Source organism: Robiginitalea myxolifaciens, from assembly GCF_900115205.1.
Taxonomy (GTDB): domain Bacteria; phylum Bacteroidota; class Bacteroidia; order Flavobacteriales; family Flavobacteriaceae; genus Robiginitalea; species Robiginitalea myxolifaciens.
Genome location: NZ_FOYQ01000002.1, coordinates 342,711 through 364,267 on the forward strand (window position 1 = coordinate 342,711; position 21,557 = coordinate 364,267).

Here is a 21,557-nt window from a genome sequence, read left to right on the forward strand (position 1 = left end):
AAAAAAGTGGCTAATTTGCGGCATGGAAGCATTGAATTTTCCGTCCTATCCGCTACGCATCAAAAATAGGGAAAATAAGCTGCTGGTTTTTGATGTAATCCGTAAAAAGTATGTGCACTTATTACCCGAGGAATGGGTGCGACAGCATTGCATTCATTTCCTGCTTTCCGATCTTGGATATCCCGGAGGCAGGATGCTGGTAGAACGCGAAATAACCGTTGCAGGCCTACACAAAAGGGTAGATTTGGCAGTATGCGATGCTGAGGGCCAGGTTCGGGTTCTCGTGGAGTGCAAGGCGCCCGGAGTTACAATAACCCAGGCGACCTTCGATCAGATTGCCCGATATAACATACAGACGAATGCTGATTATCTGATGGTTACCAACGGGCTAACTCATTTTTACTGCCAGATGGATCACGAGGCCGGCGCCTATCATTTTTTGAAAAAGTTGCCCGACGCAGCAGAACTCTTCCAGGGGAATCCAAGAAAGTCCTGACCATGCGGGAAATTATTATTTACTTTGCGCGCCCAGGCAGCTGTATATGAATTCAGAAGACCTTGCTGTAGTAATCCTAAACTGGAATGGACGTTCCTTGCTCGAACGGTTCCTGCCATCGGTAATTGCCCATAGCAAGGGAGCGAAGATTTACGTGGCCGACAATGCCTCTTCTGACGATTCCGTGGAATTCATCAAATCGGCCTATCCTCAGGTGCAAATTATCCGCAACGAACGCAACGAAGGTTTTGCGGGAGGATATAACCTTGCACTGAAAGCGGTGGAAGAGCCCATATATTGCCTGTTGAATTCGGATGTCGAAGTCTGCGAGGGATGGATACAACCCATTCTCGATTGTTTTGCGCAGGATGCGAACCTGGCTATTGCCCAGCCCAAGATTAAGGATCTGAAACGACCTACCCACTTTGAATATGCCGGTGCGGCCGGTGGATACCTCGATCGCCTGGGTTATCCCTTTTGCCGCGGAAGAATCTTTCAGAGCCTGGAAAAGGATGAAGGGCAATACGATGATATCCGGGAAATCTTTTGGGCAACCGGGGCTTGCTTGTTCGTCAAGAAAGACGTGTTTCGGGAATTAGGTGGTTTTGATCCGGATTACTTTGCCCACCAGGAGGAAGTGGATTTTTGCTGGCGTGCACACAATGCTGGCTATGCCGTCCGCTACGTGGGGCATTCACAGGTACTTCACCTGGGGGGATCTACCCTGAGCAATATGAATCCGCGTAAGACCTTCCTGAATTTTCGGAATTCCCTCTATTCCCTGCTTAAAAACCTGAGATTAAGGGTTTCCCTCGTACTCATTTTTACACGGCTATTATTGGACGGCCTGGCAGCTCTCGTCTTTTTCTTTGAAGGTAAACCGCGGCACTCCTGGGCTGTGTTAAGAGCCCATTTGAGTTTTTACCGGCATTTTGGATCCATGTTTCGGAAACGGGAAAAGGCGCAATTCACAAAAAAATACTATTGCACAACATCCATAGTGTGGTCTTATTACGTAAGTAAAACAAGGGCGTTTAACAATTTAGTAAAAGATTAACGAGTCGCCTGGTTATAGTCGATTTTACTTTTATATAATTTTGTTAACGAATTCGTACCCCACGTTGATAACAACTTTAACTCACAAATAGTAATTATGAAAAAAATTATTCTTGGATGCCTGGGAATGGCCATAGCTTTGTCTTCCTGTGTTTCCCAAAAAAAGTATGCAGAACTGGAAGCCAAGCAAAAGGAAACTCAAGACCTTTTGAATTCAGCCACGGTTAAGCTCAACAGCTGCCTGGAGGAAAAGGCAACCGCAGACGCACGGATGCAAACCCTGGAAGAGCAAAATGCATTTCTAAAAGCCAATAACCAGGAGCTCATCAATAACATGGGTAACCTCACAACGCTAACTGCCAAAGGAGCAGACAACCTCGAAAAATCCCTGGAAAGCCTTCGCGAAAAGGACCTGACTATCCGCAAATTACAGGATGCTGTTACTCGTCGCGATTCTGTAAACCTGAGCCTGGTACAAAGCCTGAAAGGGGTACTGGGTAACCTCGATGACGAGGATATCGAAATCAGTGTTGAGAAAGGCGTAGTATTCGTTTCCATCTCAGATAAACTCCTCTTCTCCAGCGGAAGCTATAATGTAAATTCTGCTGCCAAAGAAGTTTTAGGCAAAGTAGCCAAGGTAGTTAACAACAAGCCTGATTTTGAGTTTATGGTAGAAGGACATACCGACAATGTTCCTTACAGCTCTGGTGTCCTGTTAGACAACTGGGATTTGAGTGCAAAGCGCGCCACATCCATTGTACGCGTACTGCAAAACGACTTCGGTGTGGATCCTGCCCGTATGACTGCTGCAGGTCGTAGTTACTATGTACCGCTTGCCAGCAATGATTCAGCTGCAGATCGCGCTAAGAACCGCCGCACCCGTATCGTAGTTCTTCCAAAACTGGATCAGTTCTACTCGATGATCGAAGAAGGCATGGACGATCCTGCGATCAATAACTAAACCGAATTCCTTCCAAAAGGAAACAGCAATAAATAAAGAGGCCCGGATTTCCGGGCCTTTTTTAATTCAGGATACTCAGGTCTCCTTTGCCCTCCCGTATCACTTCCGGTTCATATCCCGAGAGATCGATTACCGTAGAGGCAACATTATCTCCATAACCTCCATCGACCACAACGTCTACCAGGTTCTCCCATTTTTCATATATGAGCTCCGGATCGGTGGTGTATTCGATTACATCATCCTCATCCCGGATGGAAGTGGAAACGATGGGCCTGCCCAGTTCAGAGACCAGGGCATGTGCAATGGCATTATCAGGCACGCGGATTCCCACGGTCTTCTTGCGTTTAAAATCTTTGGGGAGATTACTGCTACCGGGGAGAATGAAGGTATATGGACCCGGAAGGGCCCGCTTCAGAATTTTAAAGGTCGGCGTATCTAATTGCCGGGCATAATCGGAGAGGTTGCTCAGGTCTGCACAGATGAAGGACCAGTTGGCTTTTTCCAATTTCACCCCTTTTATGCGTGCGAGACGTTCCAGTGCCCGACTATTGGTAATATCGCAGCCCAGGCCATAAACCGTGTCGGTTGGATAAATCACCAGGCCGCCATCCCGAAGCACGTCAACGACTTTCCGTACCGCTTTCGGATTGGGATTCTCCTCATATATTTTTATGAATTCAGCCATGGAATACCCTGGTCAGGATTTCAATACCTTTAATTTAGCAAATCGCAACAACAATTTCTTGACATTTCCCTGTTCGAATCGAATTTCGGCTTTGCGATCGCTCCCTACTCCTTCGATTTTCAATACCTCTCCCCTGCCAAACCTGCTATGGTCTACCAGACTTCCCGTTTCCAGCGTGGCCAATGCCGGATCCGCCGCTGAAGGTTCCCCCAGCTGGGGTTTAATCCTCCGTAATTTTCGCAATTGCTCCTGATTGGGCTTATGAGAGGTCGGAGGTTTCCCGGGAACAGGTTTGCGCTGGCGAAGTCTGCTTTTATCTACTTCCCCGAAAATATCCCCATCTAAAAGGGGTTTAAACCGATAATTTTCTACCGGGGTAATGTATTCCAGATACTCCTCATCGATCTCTTCTAGAAAGCGACTGGGTTCCGCATCGATTAGTTTTCCCCAGCGATATCTGTTTTGGGTATAGGTCAGGAAGGCCTGTTTTTCGGCCCGCGTAAGCGCCACGTAGAACAGACGGCGCTCTTCCTCCAGTTCACTTCGGGTATTCATACTCATGGCCGAAGGGAATAGATCTTCCTCCATACCCACAATGTATACATATGGGAATTCCAGGCCTTTGGCCAGGTGTATCGTCATAAGTGCCACCCGATCTTCATCCCCAACTTCTTTATCCATGTCGGTCGCCAGGGCTACATCTTCCAGGAACTCTGTAAGATCCCCTTTGGCATCAGCCAACTCTTTCTGGCCCTCTACAAAGTCTTTGATCCCGTTGAGCAATTCCTCGATATTTTCCATTCTGGTTATCCCTTCCGGGGTCCCGTCTTTCTTGAACTCCTGAAGCAAGCCGGTTTTACGGGCTACATGCTCGGAAAGCGTAAAGGCATCGGCCTGTTGATTCATAATCTGGAAACTGCGGATCATGGTTACAAAATCCTCCAGCTTGCGGCGCGTACCGGCATTAATCCCATTGGGATGCTGCTCCAGTTGGCCGATCATATCAAAAATGGGAATCCCCCGTTGATTGGCCGCAACAGTTAGCCGGTCCATAGTGGTTTGCCCTATTCCCCGTGCCGGGAAATTAATTACCCGTTTCAGGGCCTCTTCATCGGCCGGATTAACGATGAGTCGCAGATACGCCAATACATCTTTGATTTCCTTTCGTTGATAGAAGGAAAGCCCGCCGTAGATGCGATAGGCAATGTCCCGTTTGCGCAAAGCATCTTCAATGGATCGGGACTGGGAATTTGTTCGGTAGAGTACCGCGAAAGCCCCATTGGGTAACTGATGCTGCATCTTATGCTCAAAAATGGAGGAAGCGACATAGCGCCCCTCTTCAGCGTCGGTTGGACTTCGATGGACCTTGATCTTCCCGCCGTGATCATTGGAGGTCCAAACTACTTTTTCGAGCTGGTTCTTATTTTTGGCGATCACGCTGTTCGCCGCCCCTACAATATTCTTGGTAGAGCGGTAATTCTGTTCCAGGCGATAAACGCTTACGTCGTCGTAATCCCGTTGAAAGTTCAGGATGTTGGAGATATTCGCCCCACGAAAAGAATAGATACTCTGAGCATCATCCCCTACCACACAGATATTCTGATAGCGATCCGCCAGGGCCCGCACGATCAGGTACTGGGAGTGGTTGGTATCCTGATACTCATCGACCAGAATATATTTAAAGCGCTCCTGATACTTCATCAGCACCTCGGGGAAGCGGGTCAGCAGTTCGTTAGTGCGTAGGAGCAGGTCGTCAAAATCCATGGCCCCCGCCTTGAAACAGCGCTCTACGTACTCATTGTAGATCTCCCCCATCCTCGGTCTTTTCGCCATAGCATCGGCTTCCTGTAACTCCGGATTTTGGAAATAGGCCTTTACCGTAATCAGGCTGTTCTTATACGAACTGATTCGCTGCTGGATCTGTTTGTATTTGTAAATATCCTTGTCCAGGCTCATTTCCCGGATAATTGACGATATAAGACGTTGGGAATCCTGGGTATCGTAGATGGTAAAGTTGCTCGGGAATCCCAATTTGTCCCCATCAAATCGAAGCAAACGGGCAAATACCGAGTGAAAAGTACCCATCCAAAGGTTCTTGGCTTCGGAATTCCCCACGATATCGGCTATCCGCTTCTTCATTTCGCGGGCAGCCTTGTTGGTAAAGGTGAGCGCCAGGATATTAAAAGAATCGACCCCCTGATTCATCAGGTGGGCAATTCGGTACGTCAACACGCGTGTTTTCCCGGAACCCGCACCGGCGATAACCATGAGGGGACCATCCTTGTGTAAAACAGGAGCTTTCTGAGCGTCATTAAGTTCGTTGAGAAACATTTATGGAGGCGGTAATATAGCGCGTGAAGTTAGCCAATTCTCACCGCAACCTCAAACGGATAAAACTGGGATTTATAAACAAAACCCAGTACCTTTAACTACTCATAAATTCCTGTAAGGAAATACCAACTTAGATTCTTATGAAAAGACTTTTACTCCTCCTGCTCTGCTGCCCTTTTACTTTTCTGAACGCACAAGGCTACGGGCTGGATTCGGATTACCAGGAAATAGAAAGTAAAGTAATCGAATGGAGAAGGGACATTCACCAATATCCCGAACTTTCCAATCGAGAATTTAAAACGGCTGAGAAAATAGCGGCCCACCTCCGATCTTTAGGAATTGAGGTTGAGACTGGCGTAGCCCACACCGGTGTGGTTGGGATTCTCAAAGGCGATATGCCCGGAAAGGTGGTAGCCCTGAGGGCTGATATCGATGCGCTTCCCGTAACCGAGCGCAACGACCTCCCCTTTCGTTCTGAAGTCCGAACCGAGTTTCTGGGGGAATCCGTTGGGGTAATGCATGCCTGTGGCCATGATACCCATACGGCTATCCTTATGGGTGTTGCGGAAATCCTGAGCAACAATAAAGACAAAATCCGGGGCACAGTCAAATTCATTTTCCAGCCCGCAGAAGAAGGTCCGCCTCCGGGAGAAGAGGGTGGCGCCTTGTTGATGGTTAAGGAAGGCGTATTGAAAAGCCCGGACGTCGATGCCATCTTTGGCCTGCACATCAATTCTCAAACCCCGGTTGGCGTCATTCGCTACAAGTCCGGCGGGGCCATGGCTGCCGCCCAGGAATTCAATATCAAAGTACAGGGGAAGCAGTCCCACGGTTCACAGCCCTGGTCGGGTGTTGATCCGATCCTGATCAGTGCCAAGATTATTGACGGGTTGCAAACGATCATTAGCCGGGAATCCAACCTCACCAATGAAGCCGCCGTTATCACCGTAGGAAAGATAAAAAGTGGGGTCCGCTTCAATATCATTCCGGAAAGCGCTGAAATGCTGGGCACGATCCGAACCCTGGACTACGATATGAAGGATCATATAAACCGCAGGATGGAAGAGATGGTTACTACAATCGCACAGGCTTATGGCGGATCTGCAACAATAACCATCAAAGACGCCACAGACATTACCTACAACGATCCCGATCTGGTTACCAAAATGCTGCCTACTCTGCAACGGGTGGCGGGCAATGAAAACGTACAGACCCAAAAGGCGATAACCGGGGCCGAAGACTTTTCTTATTTCCAGCGGGAAGTCCCTGGCTTCTTCTTCTTTTTAGGAGGAATGACTCCCGGAAATACGGAGTCCTTCCCCCATCATACTCCTGACTTCAAAATAGACGATAGTGGTATGCTTTTAGGGGTTAAGGCAATGACAGAAATTACCCTGGACTATCTAAGTGCAGGCGAATAGGAAATAACAAACACTAGTACGCGATTCTATGATCAAAATTACTCCCCTTCAAATTCTCATTATCGCATTGGTTTTAATGGGGACGGGTATTCAGGAGCTACATGCGCAACGCAAGAGTGAACTGCTGGCCACCATAGACAGTCTGCAAAACCAGCTTCGGATCGCCAATGACTCTATTGCAACAGCCAGGGCCAGCGAGCGAGCGAGCCAGGCGCAGGCGCAGTCTTATGAAAACCAGGTGAATGAACTTAAGGATGCGAACGCTACCCTGCTGAAAAACCTGGGGAGCTTTGCGGAAGTCAGTAATAAGAATACTGCGGCCCTCACTAAAGCCCTTTCATCCCTGGAGGAACGGGAAGCTGAACTCAAAAACATCGTGGACACCTTCAGCACCCATGACTCAACGATTATCGCTTTATTATCAGATGCCAAACGCACCTTAGGTCCGGACACCAAAATAGCGGTAGGTTCGGGCAGCCTGGTAATTACAGCGGGCCTGGAAACGCTCTTCGGAAGCGATACTGGCGTAGAAGTGGTCGATGCGTCAAAACCCTGGCTTGAGGGTGTAGCTAACTTACTTAAGGCTTATCCGCAATTCAGCGCAACGATAGAGGGGCTATCCATGACCGGGGAGATAAGTATGGCTGCCAATCAGGCTACCGCTGTGATGAATCACTTTCAACAAGGGCTGGGGATTGAAGCCACGCGCTTAAGCGCACGAGGCCGAGATGGCAATTTCAGTGAAGGCATAAACATCTTACTGCACCCGGATCATAAAGGCTTTTACAGCCAGGTTCGTTCCGAAATACAGCGGTAGATATACTATTTGGCGTTGCCTGCCGTTCTGATTTTCAAACAAACCAAGCTAAACTGACATGACCGGAGACGATATCTTTCAACTCTTTGCTTATCTCTTACCCGCCGTTGTAACCGGCGCCATCGCATTTTATTTCTTCCGCCTGCATACCCGAAATGAGGAAGGTCGCAGACGCTACCTCCTTCACAAGGACAGTCAGAAAGATGCTTTACCAATTCGCCTGCAAGCTTATGAGCGTATGGCATTATTCCTTGAACGCATTTCGATTCCGAGCCTGGTAGTACGTGTAGCTCCCAAGTCTTCGGATAAATCAGGTTATGAGAACCTGCTTATCAAGAATATTGAAAACGAATTTGAGCACAACCTTTCCCAGCAAATCTACATGTCAGATGAATGCTGGAATGTGATCAAGGCAGCCAAAAATGCCACGATACAAGCCATCCGCAAGGCTGGAATGAGCACCTCTGAAACGGCCGAAAAACTTCGGGAAGACATCCTGAATGAAACCATGGATAAGGCCTCTCCTTCGGCTACCGCACTTTCCTACGTGAAAAAGGAAATCGGTGAACTCTGGTAATCCGGGTTAATCCGGTTCCAATTCACTGGAACGCTCACTTTTTGTTGCTGCGTACAGGTAGCCACTCTCCCACCATTGTGACATTTGCTCCTTTTCGAAGATGAGCGAATTCGTTGTCAGGATAGTTGGTGTAAAGTAGAAGTTGATAATCGCGTCGTTATTATTTGCGACAAACTTCCCGATCTTAATGTTCTGTTGTTCGATTCTGTCGAGCATAAAGCCAAACATATTTGTAAGCAGGGAGAAAGCGTTTCTCGAAGGCATTCGGTTTAACTGGGTAACCTCGGTATGCAGAATAATAGCGTCCACCTGGGTGGCTCCGCGTCGAATGGCCTCTTCAATAGGCACCATAGTGCCCAGCCCGCCATCGGCGTACTCGCAACCATCCTTTCTCACCAGGCTCATAAATGGGATATAATTGCAGGAGATCCAGATCCATTCACAAAAATCATCGTAGTCAAAATCACGGATCGACTTGTATTCGACCTGGTTCAGGCTGAGATTGGAAACGGTGACTACCAGGTCGGCCTGGCTGGATTTCAGCTCTTGAAATTCCTGCGGTGTTATCGAATTCCGGATAAGTTGCAGCAAGTTCTTGCTTTCTCCAAAGGTCTTGCTTCCATTCATGAAATTCCGCAAGACGTTCCAGTGGTTAATTCCAATAGTGGCAATGCCGTACTTGCGACTGATGGTGAATGGGCAATTACTGAATATGCTTTTTTGATTAACAGAAGTATATACCCCGCGTATCTTGTCGATCTTATGCAAGGCGAGGTGGCTTATTAAAAGACTTCCGGTCGAAGTCCCCAGGTACATATCGTATCCGCCGTGTTTTTCAAGTAGAAATTGTGCAACGCCTCCAGCGAACGCGCCTTTACTTCCACCTCCCGAAATAACCAATGCTTTCATAACTCCGCTATTTTCTTTCGCAAATAATCCGGTTCGAATTCGGCCCGATTCGAGGATGTTCCCGGAGTTTTGGGAATAGCCTTGAGCAATTCCTCCCAATATAACTTATCGGGTCTGGCAGCTATCTGGCGATCGAGCAATCGCCGGCAATAATTGCGGAACTGCCAGGAATGGTGTTCGGAAGAAAGTACCAATTCTATTAGTTGTTGTTTTCCGATAAGCTCCAGCTGTTCCAGTAAGGCGTATCCATTCTGACGCACCTCTATCGGCTGGCCGGGTGCCGTGCTAAACTGTAGGTTTTGAATGTAATCCATTTGTTCCGATTGTGATACGTAACCTGCTGTATAAACGGATAATACCCACCATAATTGTTGGAATGTTTCCGAGTTAAGACTCCCGTTATTCCGGGTATAGTTCAAGATGTTATTCCGTTCAAGGGGAAAAGCAACCCAAATAGCAAAGAGCGCTTGTTCCCTGAGGTCGTAGCTTGAAGCATTCAATAAACCGGTCGCCCATTTCAGGGACCATTCGGGCAGTGTTCCAAGCGCTGCCAGGGCCGAAGCATTCACTTTGGGGTTTGATGATTGAAACACCAGCTCATAATCTGCCGGGGTGAGCTCCATCTTGTACTTGCCTATCAGCTGAGCGCGATACGCTGGCAGGTCAAACGTGTTCCAGGCTTGGCTAAAACCTGTATTATTCGCGTCTTGGTTGCTATTGGTGCCTGTACGATCCAGGGATAAATAATAAGAAACAGACGGCGACTGCTGCGCCAGGTAATTTTCAGCCCACTCCATCGGGAAGCCCTCCGAATCCAACCATTGTAGCTTAAAGCCATCAAGAGGTTTTCCACTTGCTTCCTCCATGACTGAAAGGAATTCCTCAATGTTGGCATTCCGAAAGGCGTACTGCTTTAAGAATGCCGTAATCCCCTTTCTAAAATCCGCCGAGCCTACTGCTTCCTCCAGGGCAAACAATGCCCAGGCTCCTTTCTCGTAAAAGATCAGGGAACCGGCATCGGGATCGGTCAGGGCCTTCCCCTCCCCTTTTTCGGCTTGAAATTCCAATTGCCGGGCAGTTTCAAAAAGTCGCCACCAAACCGCCTGAGCATCCCGGATTTCCATTTCCGCCTTGTACGCATAAAAAGTTGCAAAACCTTCGTGCAGCCAGTGTGAGCGCCCATCTTCTTCCGTAACCAGGTTGCCAAACCATTGATGAGCCAGTTCGTGGGCATTGACATTGAAATAATCCCTGTCGGACCGGGAAATACTATCTGTGAGGTAGCGATCTGAGAAAAATGTGGTGCCCGTGTTTTCCATCCCCGCATACATAAATTCCTGCAAGGGAACCTGCTTATAGTTTTTCCAGGGATAAGGTACCCCCAACGCATTCTCGAGATAATCGAATATTTCTATACTATTTTGGTAGGTAGTAGTGCCCTCAAAAGACTTCCCTTTGGGCAAATACCAGTAAAGGGGGATTCCGCTTGCGGATTGCCCGGCACGCCTATTGAAATGTCCGGCTGCGAAGGCAAGGAGGTAGCTGCTCATGGGCTTTTCCATCCGGTAATACCAGCGTCGCTTTTCGCCGGCGATTGACACGGAGTCCAGTACCCCATTTGCTATGACCTCAAAGACCGAATCCATTTCGATTTGCATGCTGAAAATTACTTTTTCGCGCATATCGTCAAAACTGGGAACCCAGCGACTGCTGTATTTTCCCTGGCCTTGTGTCCAAATTTGTTCATTGCCCGGAATACTGTCGTAATAGCCTACCCGATACACAGTTTGGTCTGGAATTCCATAAAAATCAATACTCAAGTAATGTAAGAGCGTATCCCTGGGGCTTGGAATAGCTAATTTGTTATTTTCCGGGTGGAATTCAAAGTTGGTCTGCTTCCCGTCTATTTTAACCCAGTTAGTCCATACCATCCGAGTATCCAGATAAATAGAATCCAAATTTCCCGAAGAACGATAACTATAGGTAACATCCCCTTGAACGGCTGGACTGTCCGCATGGAGCACGAGACGAATATCTCCGGTTAGGAAATCTGCCCCGTATTCTTGTGCACCAAGGGAATTCTGGCTAGCTAACCACAACAAAACAGCACCACAAAGCTTCCAAAAATTCATGACTGGAGTTCTGACTCAAATTTAGCCAAATGCCCGTTGCAGAAGAACAATCGAAGGCGTAATTTAGTCCTATGCCACCGGATATGCTGCATACGCCCATTACTTATCTCAAAGGCGTTGGCCCGGGCCGCGCAGAACTTTTGAGCAGGGAACTAGGTATTGCGACCTATCAGGATTTGCTCTATCATTTTCCAAACCGGTTTCTGGACAAATCCCGCTATTATCGTATTTCCGAATTGCAGCCGAGCTCAGCCGAAGTCCAGGTAATTGGTAAAATAGTGCACTTAAAAACCGTAGCTCAGAAAAAGGGGAAGCGCCTCATTGCAACTTTCCGGGACGAAAGCGGTGAAATGGAATTGGTTTGGTTCCGGAGCCAGCAATGGTTTATGGACCGCCTGAAATTAGGGGAGCCCTATGTGGCCTTTGGTCGCGTAAACCGATTCGGGAACACCTGGTCCATGGCCCATCCGGATCTGGAACTCCTCAAGAAGCACAGGCAGAAAAAACAGCTGCGGATGCAGCCGATCTATCCCTCGACCGAAAAATTGAGCAAACAAGGCGTCACGAATCGGGTACTGGCAACTTGCGTGGCAGAATTATTAAAACAGGTGCTGGAGACCTTACCTGAAACACTGCCACAAGGGCTAAGGGACGAACTGGGATTGGTTGGAAAACAGCAGGCGCTGGTACAGGCCCATTTTCCGGACTCCAACAACAACCTGGCCAGAGCACAGGCGCGCTTGAAATTCGAAGAGCTCTATTACATCCAGTTAGCGCTACTGCGGAAGAACGCTTCGCGCAAAAAACGCATTAAAGGGTTCGTCTTTGAGCAGGTGGGGGATTTATTTCGTGATTTTTATACGCAGGCACTGCCCTTTGAACTCACAGAAGCTCAAAAAAGAGTGCTTCGGGAAATCCGTTCCGACCTGGGGAGTGGGGCCCAAATGAATCGCCTGCTCCAAGGGGACGTTGGCTCCGGTAAAACAATCGTTGCTGTATTGACCATTTTGTTGGCCCTGGATAACGGGTATCAGGCCAGCCTTGTTGCCCCTACGGAAATTCTGGCCCAGCAACACTATCGCGCCATTTCAGACTTGCTCAAACCCCTGGGAATATCAGTTGCACTCCTTACGGGTTCCGTGAAAGAAAAGGATCGCAAACCCATATTACAGTCGCTGGCAGACGGCAGTTTGCCTATTCTTATTGGAACCCATGCCGTACTGGAAGATCGGGTTCAATTCAAGAATCTCGGGTTGGCCATCATCGATGAGCAACACCGTTTTGGGGTAGCCCAACGCGCCAAACTCTGGAAGAAAAATGCAAGTCCGCCGCACATTCTGGTGATGACGGCTACACCTATTCCCAGAACCCTGGCCATGAGCCTCTACGGCGATTTAGATGTCAGCAACATCGATGAACTTCCTCCCGGGCGTAAACCTGTACGTACTGTACACCGGACTGATAGGGACCGCCTGAAGGTCTTTGCATTCCTGAAAGAGGAAATTGCCAAAGGGCGGCAGGTCTATGTGGTTTATCCGCTAATTGAGGAGTCAGAAGCTCTGGATTACAAGGACCTGATGGATGGTTTTGAAAGCATGAGCCGGGAATTTCCAGCCCCACAATACCAGCTTTCTATTGTACACGGTAAAATGAAGCCGGAGGCCAAAGAGTTTGAAATGCAGCGTTTTGTTAATGGAGAAACGCAAATTATGGTAGCCACCACGGTCATAGAGGTTGGGGTGAATGTCCCCAACGCTTCGGTCATGATCATCGAAAGCGCAGAGCGATTCGGGTTATCGCAATTACATCAGCTGCGAGGAAGGGTTGGCCGTGGTGCTGATCAGAGTTATTGCATCCTTATCAGTGGCGGGAAACTATCAGATGATGCACAGACACGCCTGCAGACCATGGTGCAGACCAATGATGGCTTTGAAATCGCAGAAACCGACCTGAGGTTGCGTGGCCCTGGGGATTTAATGGGCACCCAGCAGAGCGGAGTCCTGAGTCTGCAAATAGCAGACATTGTCAGGGACTCCGAACTCCTGAAAACAGCCCGATACCATGCACGGGAACTACTATCGAAAGATCCCGAGTTAGGGCATCCGGACCATCAGATGGTGCGTGAAAAGCTCAGTCGAATGGGGGTTATGAAGAACAGATGGGACTATATCAGTTGATATCCTCCCCCTTTTCCAACTTTTCAATATTAGCAGCAATAGCGTTCCTGTTGGGAACATCCGGGGCGCGCCCCTCGGCTATTTTGAGGTGTTTCAGCGCCTTGTCGAATTGCCCAACGGCACTATAACCTCGTGCTAAACCAAGATCTACAGGCCAGGTGTTTTTATTTTGTTTGGCGTTGGTTTGGAAGACCTCAAGGGCGTCCGCTGCCCTACCCTGTGCGATCAATTGCCGGCCATAACCGTGAATCTCCAGGACCGTTCCCATGGCCAGGGCTTCCTGCATAACGGCGTCGGCTTCTGCAGTACGGCCCATTCTATTGAGGATCTGCGCTTTGATGTTTAAGTTGGTGAAGTTCTTTTCACTAAAGAATTGCCCGGCAATGGCTGCATCGATCCAGCCGAGTGCTTCCTCTAAATTTCCATTGTTATTAAGGGCATAATTAGCTGCCTGCTCCCAGCTTTGCCGATTAAATCCAGGCTGGTTTTGCAATTCGCGTCGGATACTTTGCATGACGATATCGCTCACCTCCATGGTGATCCGGAAAGGAATCGCTTTTTCCTCCCACCTCAGGCGAGCTGTTGCCCCGTCGGCACTGATATCGGTGAATTCGTATTGAAGCCATTCGGTATGGGGCGCATCTTCGGCGCGGACATCGACCCTGAGGACATCTTCGGACGGCTCATAAAAGTAACTTCCCCAGGCTCCAGCGTTTTCAGAAAAAATAATAGTCGCCGAATCGTCTTCATTGACAATCATGTGCAAGCCGTATTCTCCCGCGGGAATCGCCTGCCCTTCTATCTGAGCGTCTTCTGAAAAGTGAATTACCGTGTTTTCATTGGCTCCTGCGCGCCAGGGGGAAGCGGTCGCTGTCCCGAAACCCAGGTTGTTCATTCCATAGGGAACAAGTGATCCCCATATTTCCCGATCGTTAACCCGGGGGCGCGAATACGTGATGGACACATCACTAATCCCGATTCGTTGGGTTACCGTTGCGGCCTGACTTCCTCTGGGAAGGTTGAGTTGACTATTAGCCGGAATGGTAAAAAGAAGGCAAAAAATAAGCAGTGCGCAGACCTGCGCGAGGTACGATTTTTTCATGATGTTTGTTTTTAAATTGATTAGATGTTCAAGGTAGGTATCTTGATTTGGCCGTCTTGTTAGTGATTTGTTAAACAGAATCAGCTCCACGTTAAATGTGCAGGTAGTCACTTGGGCATCGTAATTTGAGGCAGACAAAGTTTTTGCGTGCCGCATGCAGTTTGTACTTTCGTCTATTGAAAAAGTCTGTATTTACAACACTTATCAGGGAATTTTAATATGAGCACGACACTATTTGACAAAGTTTGGGATTCGCATGTTGTCCGCAGTATTCCGGAGGGGCCAGACGTCCTCTTTATTGACCGTCATCTGGTTCATGAAGTAACCAGTCCGGTAGCCTTTTTAGGATTAAAAAACAGGAATATTCAGGTCTTGCATCCGGAGCGCACCTTTGCTACTGCTGATCACAATACGCCAACGCGTAATCAGCATCTTCCGGTTCAGGATCCCCTTTCGGCGAAACAGCTGCAGGCCCTGGAGGAGAATGCCGCAGCCCACGGCATCCCCTATTGGGGACTTGGCCATGAGAAAAATGGAATCGTCCACGTCATCGGCCCTGAGAATGGGATTACCGTACCGGGTGCAACCATCGTTTGCGGAGATTCCCACACTTCTACCCATGGAGCCTTTGGGGCAATAGCCTTTGGCATCGGTACCTCGGAGGTAGAAATGGTATTGGCCACCCAATGTATCATGCAGCCCAAACCCAAGCGAATGCGGATCACCATAGATGGAAGCCTCAATAATGCTGTAACGCCTAAGGATGTTGCACTCTACATTATCTCAAGACTTACCACTTCGGGAGCAACAGGATATTTTGTGGAATACGCCGGAGAGGTGTTCCGCAATATGTCTATGGAAGGCCGGATGACCGTGTGTAACCTCAGTATAGAAATGGGAGCCCGTGGAGGCATGATTGCCCCGGATGAGAAAACCTTTGAATATGTCAAAGGCCGTGAATTTGCACCCAAGGGTGAAGCCTGGGATGAGGCTATGACCTACTGGAAAACCTTGAAATCCGATCCGGACGCCATTTTTGACAAAGAGATTCACTTCCAGGGAAGCGATATCGAGCCCATGATTACCTACGGTACCAACCCGGGGATGGGTGTTGGAATTTCCCAACACATTCCCGAGGCGAGCACCGTTCAGGGAGGGGCTTCAACCTATCACAAATCCCTGGACTACATGGACTTCAAAGAAGGGGATTCCATGTTGGGCAAGCAAGTAGATTTTGTATTTCTCGGAAGCTGCACTAACGGACGCATCGAGGACTTCAGAACCTTTGCGCGAATCGTTAAAGGACGCCGGAAGGCAGACCATGTAACGGCCTGGCTCGTTCCCGGATCGCATAAGGTAGAACAGGCGATTCAGGAGGAAGGCATCCTGGATATTCTAACAGAGGCTGGATTTGAACTTCGGGAACCCGGATGTTCGGCTTGTCTGGCAATGAACGATGATAAAATCCCCGCTGGCAAATACGCAGTGAGTACTTCGAACCGAAATTTTGAAGGAAGGCAGGGGCCCGGTGCCCGCACACTTCTCGCGAGCCCCCTGGTAGCGGCGGCGGCGGCGGTAACGGGGAAAGTAACAGATCCACGGACCTTACTGGAATTAGAAACCGCCTGATTAAAGGACCAAAACCAGAATCTTAAAAGGTTCAATTCCGCTTTGCGGAATAAATAATTAGAACAAATGGCATACGATAAATTTAAATCCCTTCAGAGTACAGCGGTTCCACTGCCCATCGAAAATGTGGATACCGATCAGATTATTCCCGCTCGTTTCCTGAAGGCTACCGAACGCAAAGGATTTGGGGACAACCTGTTCCGGGATTGGCGTTACAACCAGGATAACACCCCTAAGGAACAATTTGTACTCAATAACCCGATTTACAGTGGAAAGATCTTGGTAGGAGGAAAAAATTTCGGCTCCGGATCATCTCGGGAACACGCCGCATGGGCCGTATACGATTACGGATTTCGCTGTGTTGTTTCCAGCTTCTTTGCCGATATTTTTCGAAACAACTGCCTGAATGTGGGCGTGTTGCCCGTTCAGGTCAGTGCTGAATTCCTCCAGCAAATATTCGAAGCTATCGAGGCAGACCCCAAGACAGAAATCCGGGTAGACCTTCCCGCCCAGGAGATTGAGATCCTGGCTACGGGAGCCAAAGAATCTTTTGAGATCAACCCTTACAAAAAGGACAATCTGCTCAACGGCTTTGACGATATTGACTACCTGCTCAATATCCGAGAAGAAATAGCCACTTTTGCTGCCCAATCGCCCTTATGACAAAACGTTCCATCGAAATAATGGATACCACCCTGAGGGATGGGGAACAAACCTCAGGCGTATCATTCACCGCTTCGGAAAAACTTACCCTCGCACGGCTTCTGCTACAGGAATTGCGTGTAGATCGGATCGAGGTTGCCTCCGCGCGCGTTTCTGAAGGTGAATTCAACTCCGTTCGGGAAATAACTTCCTGGGCGCGGGACGAAGGCTTATTGGGAAAAGTAGAAGTCCTGTCATTTGTAGATGGTGGGGCTTCCCTGGAATGGATGGAAAAAAGTGGAGCCCGGGTGCAGAACCTCCTTACCAAGGGTTCCCTGAACCACCTGAAATACCAACTCAAGAAAAAACCTTCCGAGCACTTCAAGGACATTGCCAAGGTCCTGGAACAGGCAAAGGAAATGGGTATTACCAGTAATATCTACCTGGAAGACTGGAGTAATGGCATGCGGAATTCGGAGGACTATGTCTTCGAATATCTGGATTTCCTGAAAAGTCAGCCTATAAAACGCGTGTTACTCCCCGATACCCTCGGTGTACTCACCCCTGGGGAGACTTTCGAATACCTCGACCGGATTGTAAAACGGTATCCCGATTTCCATATCGATTTTCACGGCCACAACGATTACGATTTAAGTGTGGCCAATGTCATGCAAGCGCTGCGTGCCGGAGTGAATGGACTTCACCTTACCGTCAACGGGATGGGAGAACGTGCGGGGAATGCTCCGCTGGCCAGTGTGGTTGCCGTTATCAACGATTTTATGCCGGAAATCGCCATTGGCGTGCATGAGAAATCCCTGTTCAAAGTAAGCAAACTGGTATCGGCATTTACCGGTATCGGCATCCCTTCCAACAAACCAATAGTGGGTGACAATGTATTCACTCAAACCGCTGGAATACATGCCGATGGAGACAACAAAAAGAATCTTTACTTTAATGATTTGATGCCCGAGCGCTTCGGGAGAAAACGCAAATATGCGCTCGGTAAAACTTCGGGCAAAGCCAACATACAAAAGAACCTGCAGGAACTCGGGCTGAGCCTTTCCGACGAGGAGCTTAAAATGGTGACGGCGCGTATCATAGAGCTGGGCGATAAAAAACAACGGGTTACCCAGGAAGACCTGCCGTATATCATTTCGGACGTGTTGGGTACCGGAAGCGTGCCCCAGAATGTGTTTATCCGCTCTTATGTCCTGACCCATGCCAAGGGCCTGCAACCTTCGACCACCGTTGCCGTAGAGATAGAAGAGAAACTTTATGAGGAAAATGCTCAGGGCGACGGACAATTCGATGCCTTTATGAATGCCCTTCGTAAAGTCTACAGTGGCTTGAAGCGCCCCTTACCTACCCTTGTGGATTATGCAGTCCGTATTCCCCCGGGCTCAAATTCAGATGCTCTTTGTGAAACCGTTATTACCTGGCGGGACAATCAGAAGGAGTTTACTACCCGAGGTCTGGATTCCGACCAGACTGTTTCGGCAATCAAGGCTACTGAGAAAATGCTGAATATCGCCAACCTCGCCAATTAGCCTACAGGAGGTAATCTGTACTTATAAAATTGGAGGCCTTGGTGTCCAGGAGCTTTTCAACCGTTTCGTTGTTGAGCGTATTGTCCTTAAAGGCCACGAAGGTCCTGATGGAAAACGAGCGAAGCGCATCGTGCACACTCAAGGTAGATTGAGCTGAATCCTTGCGTCCCGTAAAGGGGTACACGTCCGGACCACGCTGGCAGGAACTGTTCAGGTTTACACGGCAAACCAAATTCGCAAGCGTATCGATCAGTGGTGCCAGGGTGTAGACATCCTTTCCAAAAAGGCTCACTTGCTGACCGTAATTGCTTTCTGCCATTTCGTCCAGCGGCTCCTCAATCTCTTCAAATGAACGGATCGGTATAATCGGGCCAAACTGCTCCTCCTGATATACGCGCATGTCCTTTGTTACCGGATACAGAACGGCAGGCCAGATAAAATTATCGAACCGCTGCCCTCCTTTTTCATTGAGGATCTTTGCCCCTTTAGCGAGGGCATCGTCTATAAGTTCTTGAATGTAATCGGGTTTACCGGGCTCAGGCAGCGGCGTTAGTTTTACGCCTTCTTCCCAAGGGTTACCGAATTTGAGGGCATCTACTGCCCTGGTAAATCGCTTCAGGAACTCCTCTTTGACTTCCTCCTGTACATAAACCACTTTCAGCGCTGTACAACGCTGCCCATTAAACGAGAGTGTTCCTGCGATACATTCCTGAACCGTAAGGTCCATATCGGCATCCGGAAGGATTATGGCCGGGTTCTTGGCCTCGAGCCCCAGTACCAGTCGCAATCGATTGCTCTTGGGATGCTGGTCCTGCAATGCATTGGCCGACTTGCTATTTCCGATAAGCGCCAGTACATCTACCTTCCCGGTTTTCATAATCGGGGCTGCAACTGCCCTGCCCCGACCGAAGAGAATATTGACCACACCTTTGGGAAAGCTGTTCTGAAACGCTTCCAAAAGTGGGGTAATCAACAAAACCCCGTGTTTGGCAGGTTTGAAAATAGTTGTGTTCCCCATAATTATTGCAGGGATCAGCAAGGCAAAAGTTTCATTCAGCGGATAGTTATAGGGGCCCAGACAGAGTACCACTCCCAGAGGTCCACGCCGAATATGGGCATATACCCCATCGTGTTTCTGAAACTTGGCCGAATTCCGATCTAACTGTCGATAATCTTCCAGGGTATCGTAGATATATTCAACAGTACGGTCAAATTCCTTTTGGGAATCCGGAAGGGATTTTCCGATTTCCCACATCAATAGCTTTACAATCTCCTCCCGCTTGGATTCCATCTGCCGCACGAATTTCTCCATGCATTCGATCCGGTCCCGAACCTTCATGGTGGGCCAGGCTCCTTTCCCCTTGTCATAAGCGCTCAATGCAGCCTGCAGGGCTTCGTTTGCTTCGGCCTCCCCCATATCCGGGATACTCCCCAAAAGTGTTGGGGCATAGGATTCTTCGGAGGAAATGGTTGAATAGACTTCAGTTACTGCTCCGGACCAGGGCTTCAATTCACCTCCAACGAGGTATTGCCGCTGGTCAATCGGATTAACAATCTTAAACTCTTGCGGGATTACACTCATACAATGGGTTTCATGGCTGTCATAGAAGCGCGTAACCGGGCTCCTACAATCTCCACAGGATGTTCCCGTAGCGCCTTGTTTACAGCAATTAAACGGGCGTTATCCACCCCGTTGTCACGATCCGATCCAAAGGTCTCACCGATAACTGAGGTATCTACCCCTTTCATAAAATCAGTAAGCAGGGGCTTACAGGCATGATCAAACAAGTAGCAGCCATATTCGGCTGTATCGGAGATCACCCGGTTCATTTCGAAAAGTTTTTTACGGGCAATAGTATTGGCTATCAATGGCGTTTCATGAAGGGACTCGTAATAGGCCGATTCTCCAATAATACCGGATTCAGTCATGGCCTCAAAGGCCAATTCCACTCCTGCCCTAACAAAAGCGACCATAAGAACGCCTTTGTCATAGTACTCTTGTTCACCAATCTCCACATCCCCGGCAGGAGTCTTTTCAAAATTCGTCTCTGCGGTTGCGGCGCGCCAGGTTAGCAGGTTCTTATCGTCGTTGGCCCAATCCTCCATCATGGTGCTCGAAAAATGACCACTCATGATATCGTCCATATGCTTGCGGAACAAGGGTCGCATGATATCCTTCAATTCCTCGGATAGTTCAAAGGCCTTGATTTTGGCCGGATTGGAAAGCCGATCCATCATATGGGTGATTCCCCCGTATTTCAAGCCCTCGGTAATGGTTTCCCAGCCGTATTGAATGAGTTTGGACGCATATCCGGGATCTACCCCTTCGGCAATCATCTTGTCAAAACTGAGGATAGAACCCGTTTGCAGTAATCCACACAGAATGGTCTGCTCCCCCATTAGATCTGATTTTACTTCAGCTACGAAGGAAGACTCCAGAACGCCAGCGCGGTGTCCTCCGGTGGCAGCTGCATAGGCTTTTGCCTGGGCCAAACCTTTTCCTTCCGGATCGTTTTCCGGGTGAACAGCGATGAGCGTGGGTACTCCAAAACCGCGTTTATATTCCTCCCGGACTTCTGAACCCGGGCTTTTTGGGGCAACCATAATTACAGTGAGGTCCTTACGGATTTGCATGCCCTCTTCCACGATATTAAAACCATGTGAATAGGACAGGGTAGCTCCTTGCTTCATCAAGGGCATAACAGCCCCAACCACCTGGGTATGTTGCTTATCAGGCGTAAGGTTAATCACCAGGTCGGCCTGGGGAATAAGCTCTTCATAGGTGCCAACAGCAAAACCATTCTCTGTGGCATTTTTATAAGAGTTCCGCTTTTCATCGATAGCGGCTTGTCTGAGTGTGTAGGAGATGTCCAATCCGGAATCCCGCATGTTCAGGCCTTGATTTAATCCCTGGGCCCCACATCCGACAATTACGATTTTCTTGCCTTTAAGTGCCTGGACGCCATCTGCAAATTCCGAGGACTCCATAAATCGGCATTTCCCCAGTTGTTCCAGTTGTTCGCGTAGTGATAGTGTGTTAAAATAATTAGACATGGTGTTGTATAAAAAACGCTT

17 protein-coding genes are annotated in these 21,557 nt (G+C 48.7%); 10 read left to right on the forward strand and 7 right to left on the reverse strand.

Annotated elements, in window-relative coordinates; translation table 11 throughout:
- Positions 1-22 precede the first annotated feature (22 nt).
- From BM318_RS09680 to BM318_RS09690, 3 genes are all read left to right on the forward strand, one after another.
- Positions 23-496 (forward strand): type I restriction enzyme HsdR N-terminal domain-containing protein, encoded by a 474-nt coding sequence (locus BM318_RS09680; protein ID WP_092982419.1) that lies wholly within the window; start codon positions 23-25, stop codon positions 494-496.
- Between the two features lie 46 nt (positions 497-542).
- On the forward strand, positions 543-1,553 hold the full coding sequence (locus BM318_RS09685) for a glycosyltransferase family 2 protein (protein ID WP_092982420.1): 1,011 nt from the start codon (positions 543-545) through the stop codon (positions 1,551-1,553).
- 96 nt (positions 1,554-1,649) lie between these two features.
- Positions 1,650-2,513, forward strand: coding sequence for an OmpA/MotB family protein (locus BM318_RS09690; RefSeq protein ID WP_092982421.1), 864 nt, complete (start codon positions 1,650-1,652; stop codon positions 2,511-2,513).
- A 61-nt stretch (positions 2,514-2,574) separates the two neighbouring features.
- Here BM318_RS09690 and BM318_RS09695 read toward each other — a convergent pair whose 3' ends face one another.
- Entirely contained in the window at positions 2,575-3,198 is a 624-nt protein-coding gene (locus BM318_RS09695) for an L-threonylcarbamoyladenylate synthase (protein ID WP_092982422.1), read from the reverse strand.
- A gap of 12 nt (positions 3,199-3,210) precedes the next feature.
- Positions 3,211-5,529: an ATP-dependent helicase gene (locus BM318_RS09700; RefSeq protein WP_092982423.1), complete on the reverse strand. Its 2,319-nt coding sequence runs from the start codon at positions 5,527-5,529 to the stop codon at positions 3,211-3,213.
- A gap of 140 nt (positions 5,530-5,669) precedes the next feature.
- Between BM318_RS09700 and BM318_RS09705 the strand changes: the two genes are divergently transcribed.
- The 3 genes from BM318_RS09705 to BM318_RS09715 are packed head-to-tail and all read left to right on the forward strand — an operon-like array spanning position 5,670 to position 8,344.
- Positions 5,670-6,950 (forward strand): amidohydrolase, encoded by a 1,281-nt coding sequence (locus tag BM318_RS09705; RefSeq protein ID WP_092982424.1) that lies wholly within the window; start codon positions 5,670-5,672, stop codon positions 6,948-6,950.
- Positions 6,951-6,978: 28 nt separating this feature from the next.
- Positions 6,979-7,767, forward strand: coding sequence for an OmpA family protein (locus BM318_RS09710; protein ID WP_092982425.1), 789 nt, complete (start codon positions 6,979-6,981; stop codon positions 7,765-7,767).
- 58 nt (positions 7,768-7,825) lie between these two features.
- Complete coding sequence (locus BM318_RS09715; RefSeq protein ID WP_092982426.1) at positions 7,826-8,344, forward strand: DUF7935 family protein; 519 nt, start codon at positions 7,826-7,828, stop codon at positions 8,342-8,344.
- Between the two features lie 6 nt (positions 8,345-8,350).
- Here the strand turns inward: BM318_RS09715 and BM318_RS09720 are convergent, their stop codons facing one another.
- Both BM318_RS09720 and BM318_RS09725 read right to left on the reverse strand, forming a co-directional pair.
- Entirely contained in the window at positions 8,351-9,253 is a 903-nt protein-coding gene (locus tag BM318_RS09720; RefSeq protein WP_092982427.1) for a patatin-like phospholipase family protein, read from the reverse strand.
- The gene (locus BM318_RS09725) at positions 9,250-11,385 is read right to left on the reverse strand and encodes a M1 family metallopeptidase (RefSeq protein WP_092982428.1); all 2,136 of its coding nucleotides are present in this window, start codon (positions 11,383-11,385) and stop codon (positions 9,250-9,252) included. Before BM318_RS09725 ends, BM318_RS09720 begins: the two co-directional genes overlap by 4 nt.
- 71 nt (positions 11,386-11,456) lie before the next feature.
- Between BM318_RS09725 and recG the strand changes: the two genes are divergently transcribed.
- Entirely contained in the window at positions 11,457-13,562 is a 2,106-nt protein-coding gene (gene recG / locus BM318_RS09730) for an ATP-dependent DNA helicase RecG (RefSeq protein ID WP_092982429.1), read from the forward strand.
- Here recG and BM318_RS09735 read toward each other — a convergent pair.
- The gene (locus BM318_RS09735; RefSeq protein ID WP_092982430.1) at positions 13,555-14,664 is read right to left on the reverse strand and encodes a DUF2911 domain-containing protein; all 1,110 of its coding nucleotides are present in this window, start codon (positions 14,662-14,664) and stop codon (positions 13,555-13,557) included. The two genes, recG and BM318_RS09735, sit on opposite strands and share 8 nt — an antisense overlap.
- Positions 14,665-14,883: 219 nt before the next feature.
- On the opposite strand from BM318_RS09735, the gene leuC reads away from it, so the two are divergent.
- The 3 genes from leuC to BM318_RS09750 all read left to right on the forward strand — a co-directional run bounded on the left by leuC (position 14,884) and on the right by BM318_RS09750 (position 18,482).
- Positions 14,884-16,293: a 3-isopropylmalate dehydratase large subunit gene (gene leuC, locus BM318_RS09740; protein ID WP_092982431.1), complete on the forward strand. Its 1,410-nt coding sequence runs from the start codon at positions 14,884-14,886 to the stop codon at positions 16,291-16,293.
- Positions 16,294-16,359: 66 nt separating this feature from the next.
- Positions 16,360-16,956 carry a 3-isopropylmalate dehydratase small subunit gene (gene leuD / locus BM318_RS09745; protein ID WP_092982432.1) on the forward strand — a complete coding sequence of 199 codons (597 nt, stop codon included), beginning with the start codon at positions 16,360-16,362 and terminating at the stop codon, positions 16,954-16,956.
- Positions 16,953-18,482 carry an alpha-isopropylmalate synthase regulatory domain-containing protein gene (locus BM318_RS09750; protein ID WP_092982433.1) on the forward strand — a complete coding sequence of 510 codons (1,530 nt, stop codon included), beginning with the start codon at positions 16,953-16,955 and terminating at the stop codon, positions 18,480-18,482. The genes leuD and BM318_RS09750 overlap by 4 nt, the downstream gene beginning before the upstream one ends.
- 1 nt (position 18,483) lies before the next feature.
- On the opposite strand, the gene BM318_RS09755 is transcribed toward BM318_RS09750, so the two are convergent.
- Positions 18,484-20,064: an NADP-dependent glyceraldehyde-3-phosphate dehydrogenase gene (locus BM318_RS09755; protein WP_092982434.1), complete on the reverse strand. Its 1,581-nt coding sequence runs from the start codon at positions 20,062-20,064 to the stop codon at positions 18,484-18,486.
- Complete coding sequence (ilvC, locus tag BM318_RS09760) at positions 20,061-21,536, reverse strand: ketol-acid reductoisomerase (RefSeq protein ID WP_092982435.1); 1,476 nt, start codon at positions 21,534-21,536, stop codon at positions 20,061-20,063. The genes BM318_RS09755 and ilvC overlap by 4 nt, the downstream gene beginning before the upstream one ends.
- Positions 21,537-21,557 lie beyond the last annotated feature (21 nt).

Bases quoted from the DNA above. Each gene is read 5' to 3' on its own strand.
- leuC (WP_092982431.1), top strand. From the start codon at position 14,884: ATGAGCACGACACTATTTGACAAAGTTTGGGATTCGCATGTTGTCCGC.
- BM318_RS09700 (WP_092982423.1), bottom strand. From the start codon at position 5,529: ATGTTTCTCAACGAACTTAATGACGCTCAGAAAGCTCCTGTTTTACAC.
- BM318_RS09690 (WP_092982421.1), top strand. From the start codon at position 1,650: ATGAAAAAAATTATTCTTGGATGCCTGGGAATGGCCATAGCTTTGTCT.
- BM318_RS09715 (WP_092982426.1), top strand. From the start codon at position 7,826: ATGACCGGAGACGATATCTTTCAACTCTTTGCTTATCTCTTACCCGCC.
- BM318_RS09735 (WP_092982430.1), bottom strand. From the start codon at position 14,664: ATGAAAAAATCGTACCTCGCGCAGGTCTGCGCACTGCTTATTTTTTGC.
- BM318_RS09680 (WP_092982419.1), top strand. From the start codon at position 23: ATGGAAGCATTGAATTTTCCGTCCTATCCGCTACGCATCAAAAATAGG.
- BM318_RS09705 (WP_092982424.1), top strand. From the start codon at position 5,670: ATGAAAAGACTTTTACTCCTCCTGCTCTGCTGCCCTTTTACTTTTCTG.
- BM318_RS09720 (WP_092982427.1), bottom strand. From the start codon at position 9,253: ATGAAAGCATTGGTTATTTCGGGAGGTGGAAGTAAAGGCGCGTTCGCT.
- BM318_RS09725 (WP_092982428.1), bottom strand. From the start codon at position 11,385: ATGAATTTTTGGAAGCTTTGTGGTGCTGTTTTGTTGTGGTTAGCTAGC.
- BM318_RS09685 (WP_092982420.1), top strand. From the start codon at position 543: ATGAATTCAGAAGACCTTGCTGTAGTAATCCTAAACTGGAATGGACGT.
- BM318_RS09755 (WP_092982434.1), bottom strand. From the start codon at position 20,064: ATGAGTGTAATCCCGCAAGAGTTTAAGATTGTTAATCCGATTGACCAG.
- recG (WP_092982429.1), top strand. From the start codon at position 11,457: ATGCCACCGGATATGCTGCATACGCCCATTACTTATCTCAAAGGCGTT.
- BM318_RS09710 (WP_092982425.1), top strand. From the start codon at position 6,979: ATGATCAAAATTACTCCCCTTCAAATTCTCATTATCGCATTGGTTTTA.
- BM318_RS09750 (WP_092982433.1), top strand. From the start codon at position 16,953: ATGACAAAACGTTCCATCGAAATAATGGATACCACCCTGAGGGATGGG.
- ilvC (WP_092982435.1), bottom strand. From the start codon at position 21,536: ATGTCTAATTATTTTAACACACTATCACTACGCGAACAACTGGAACAA.
- leuD (WP_092982432.1), top strand. From the start codon at position 16,360: ATGGCATACGATAAATTTAAATCCCTTCAGAGTACAGCGGTTCCACTG.
- BM318_RS09695 (WP_092982422.1), bottom strand. From the start codon at position 3,198: ATGGCTGAATTCATAAAAATATATGAGGAGAATCCCAATCCGAAAGCG.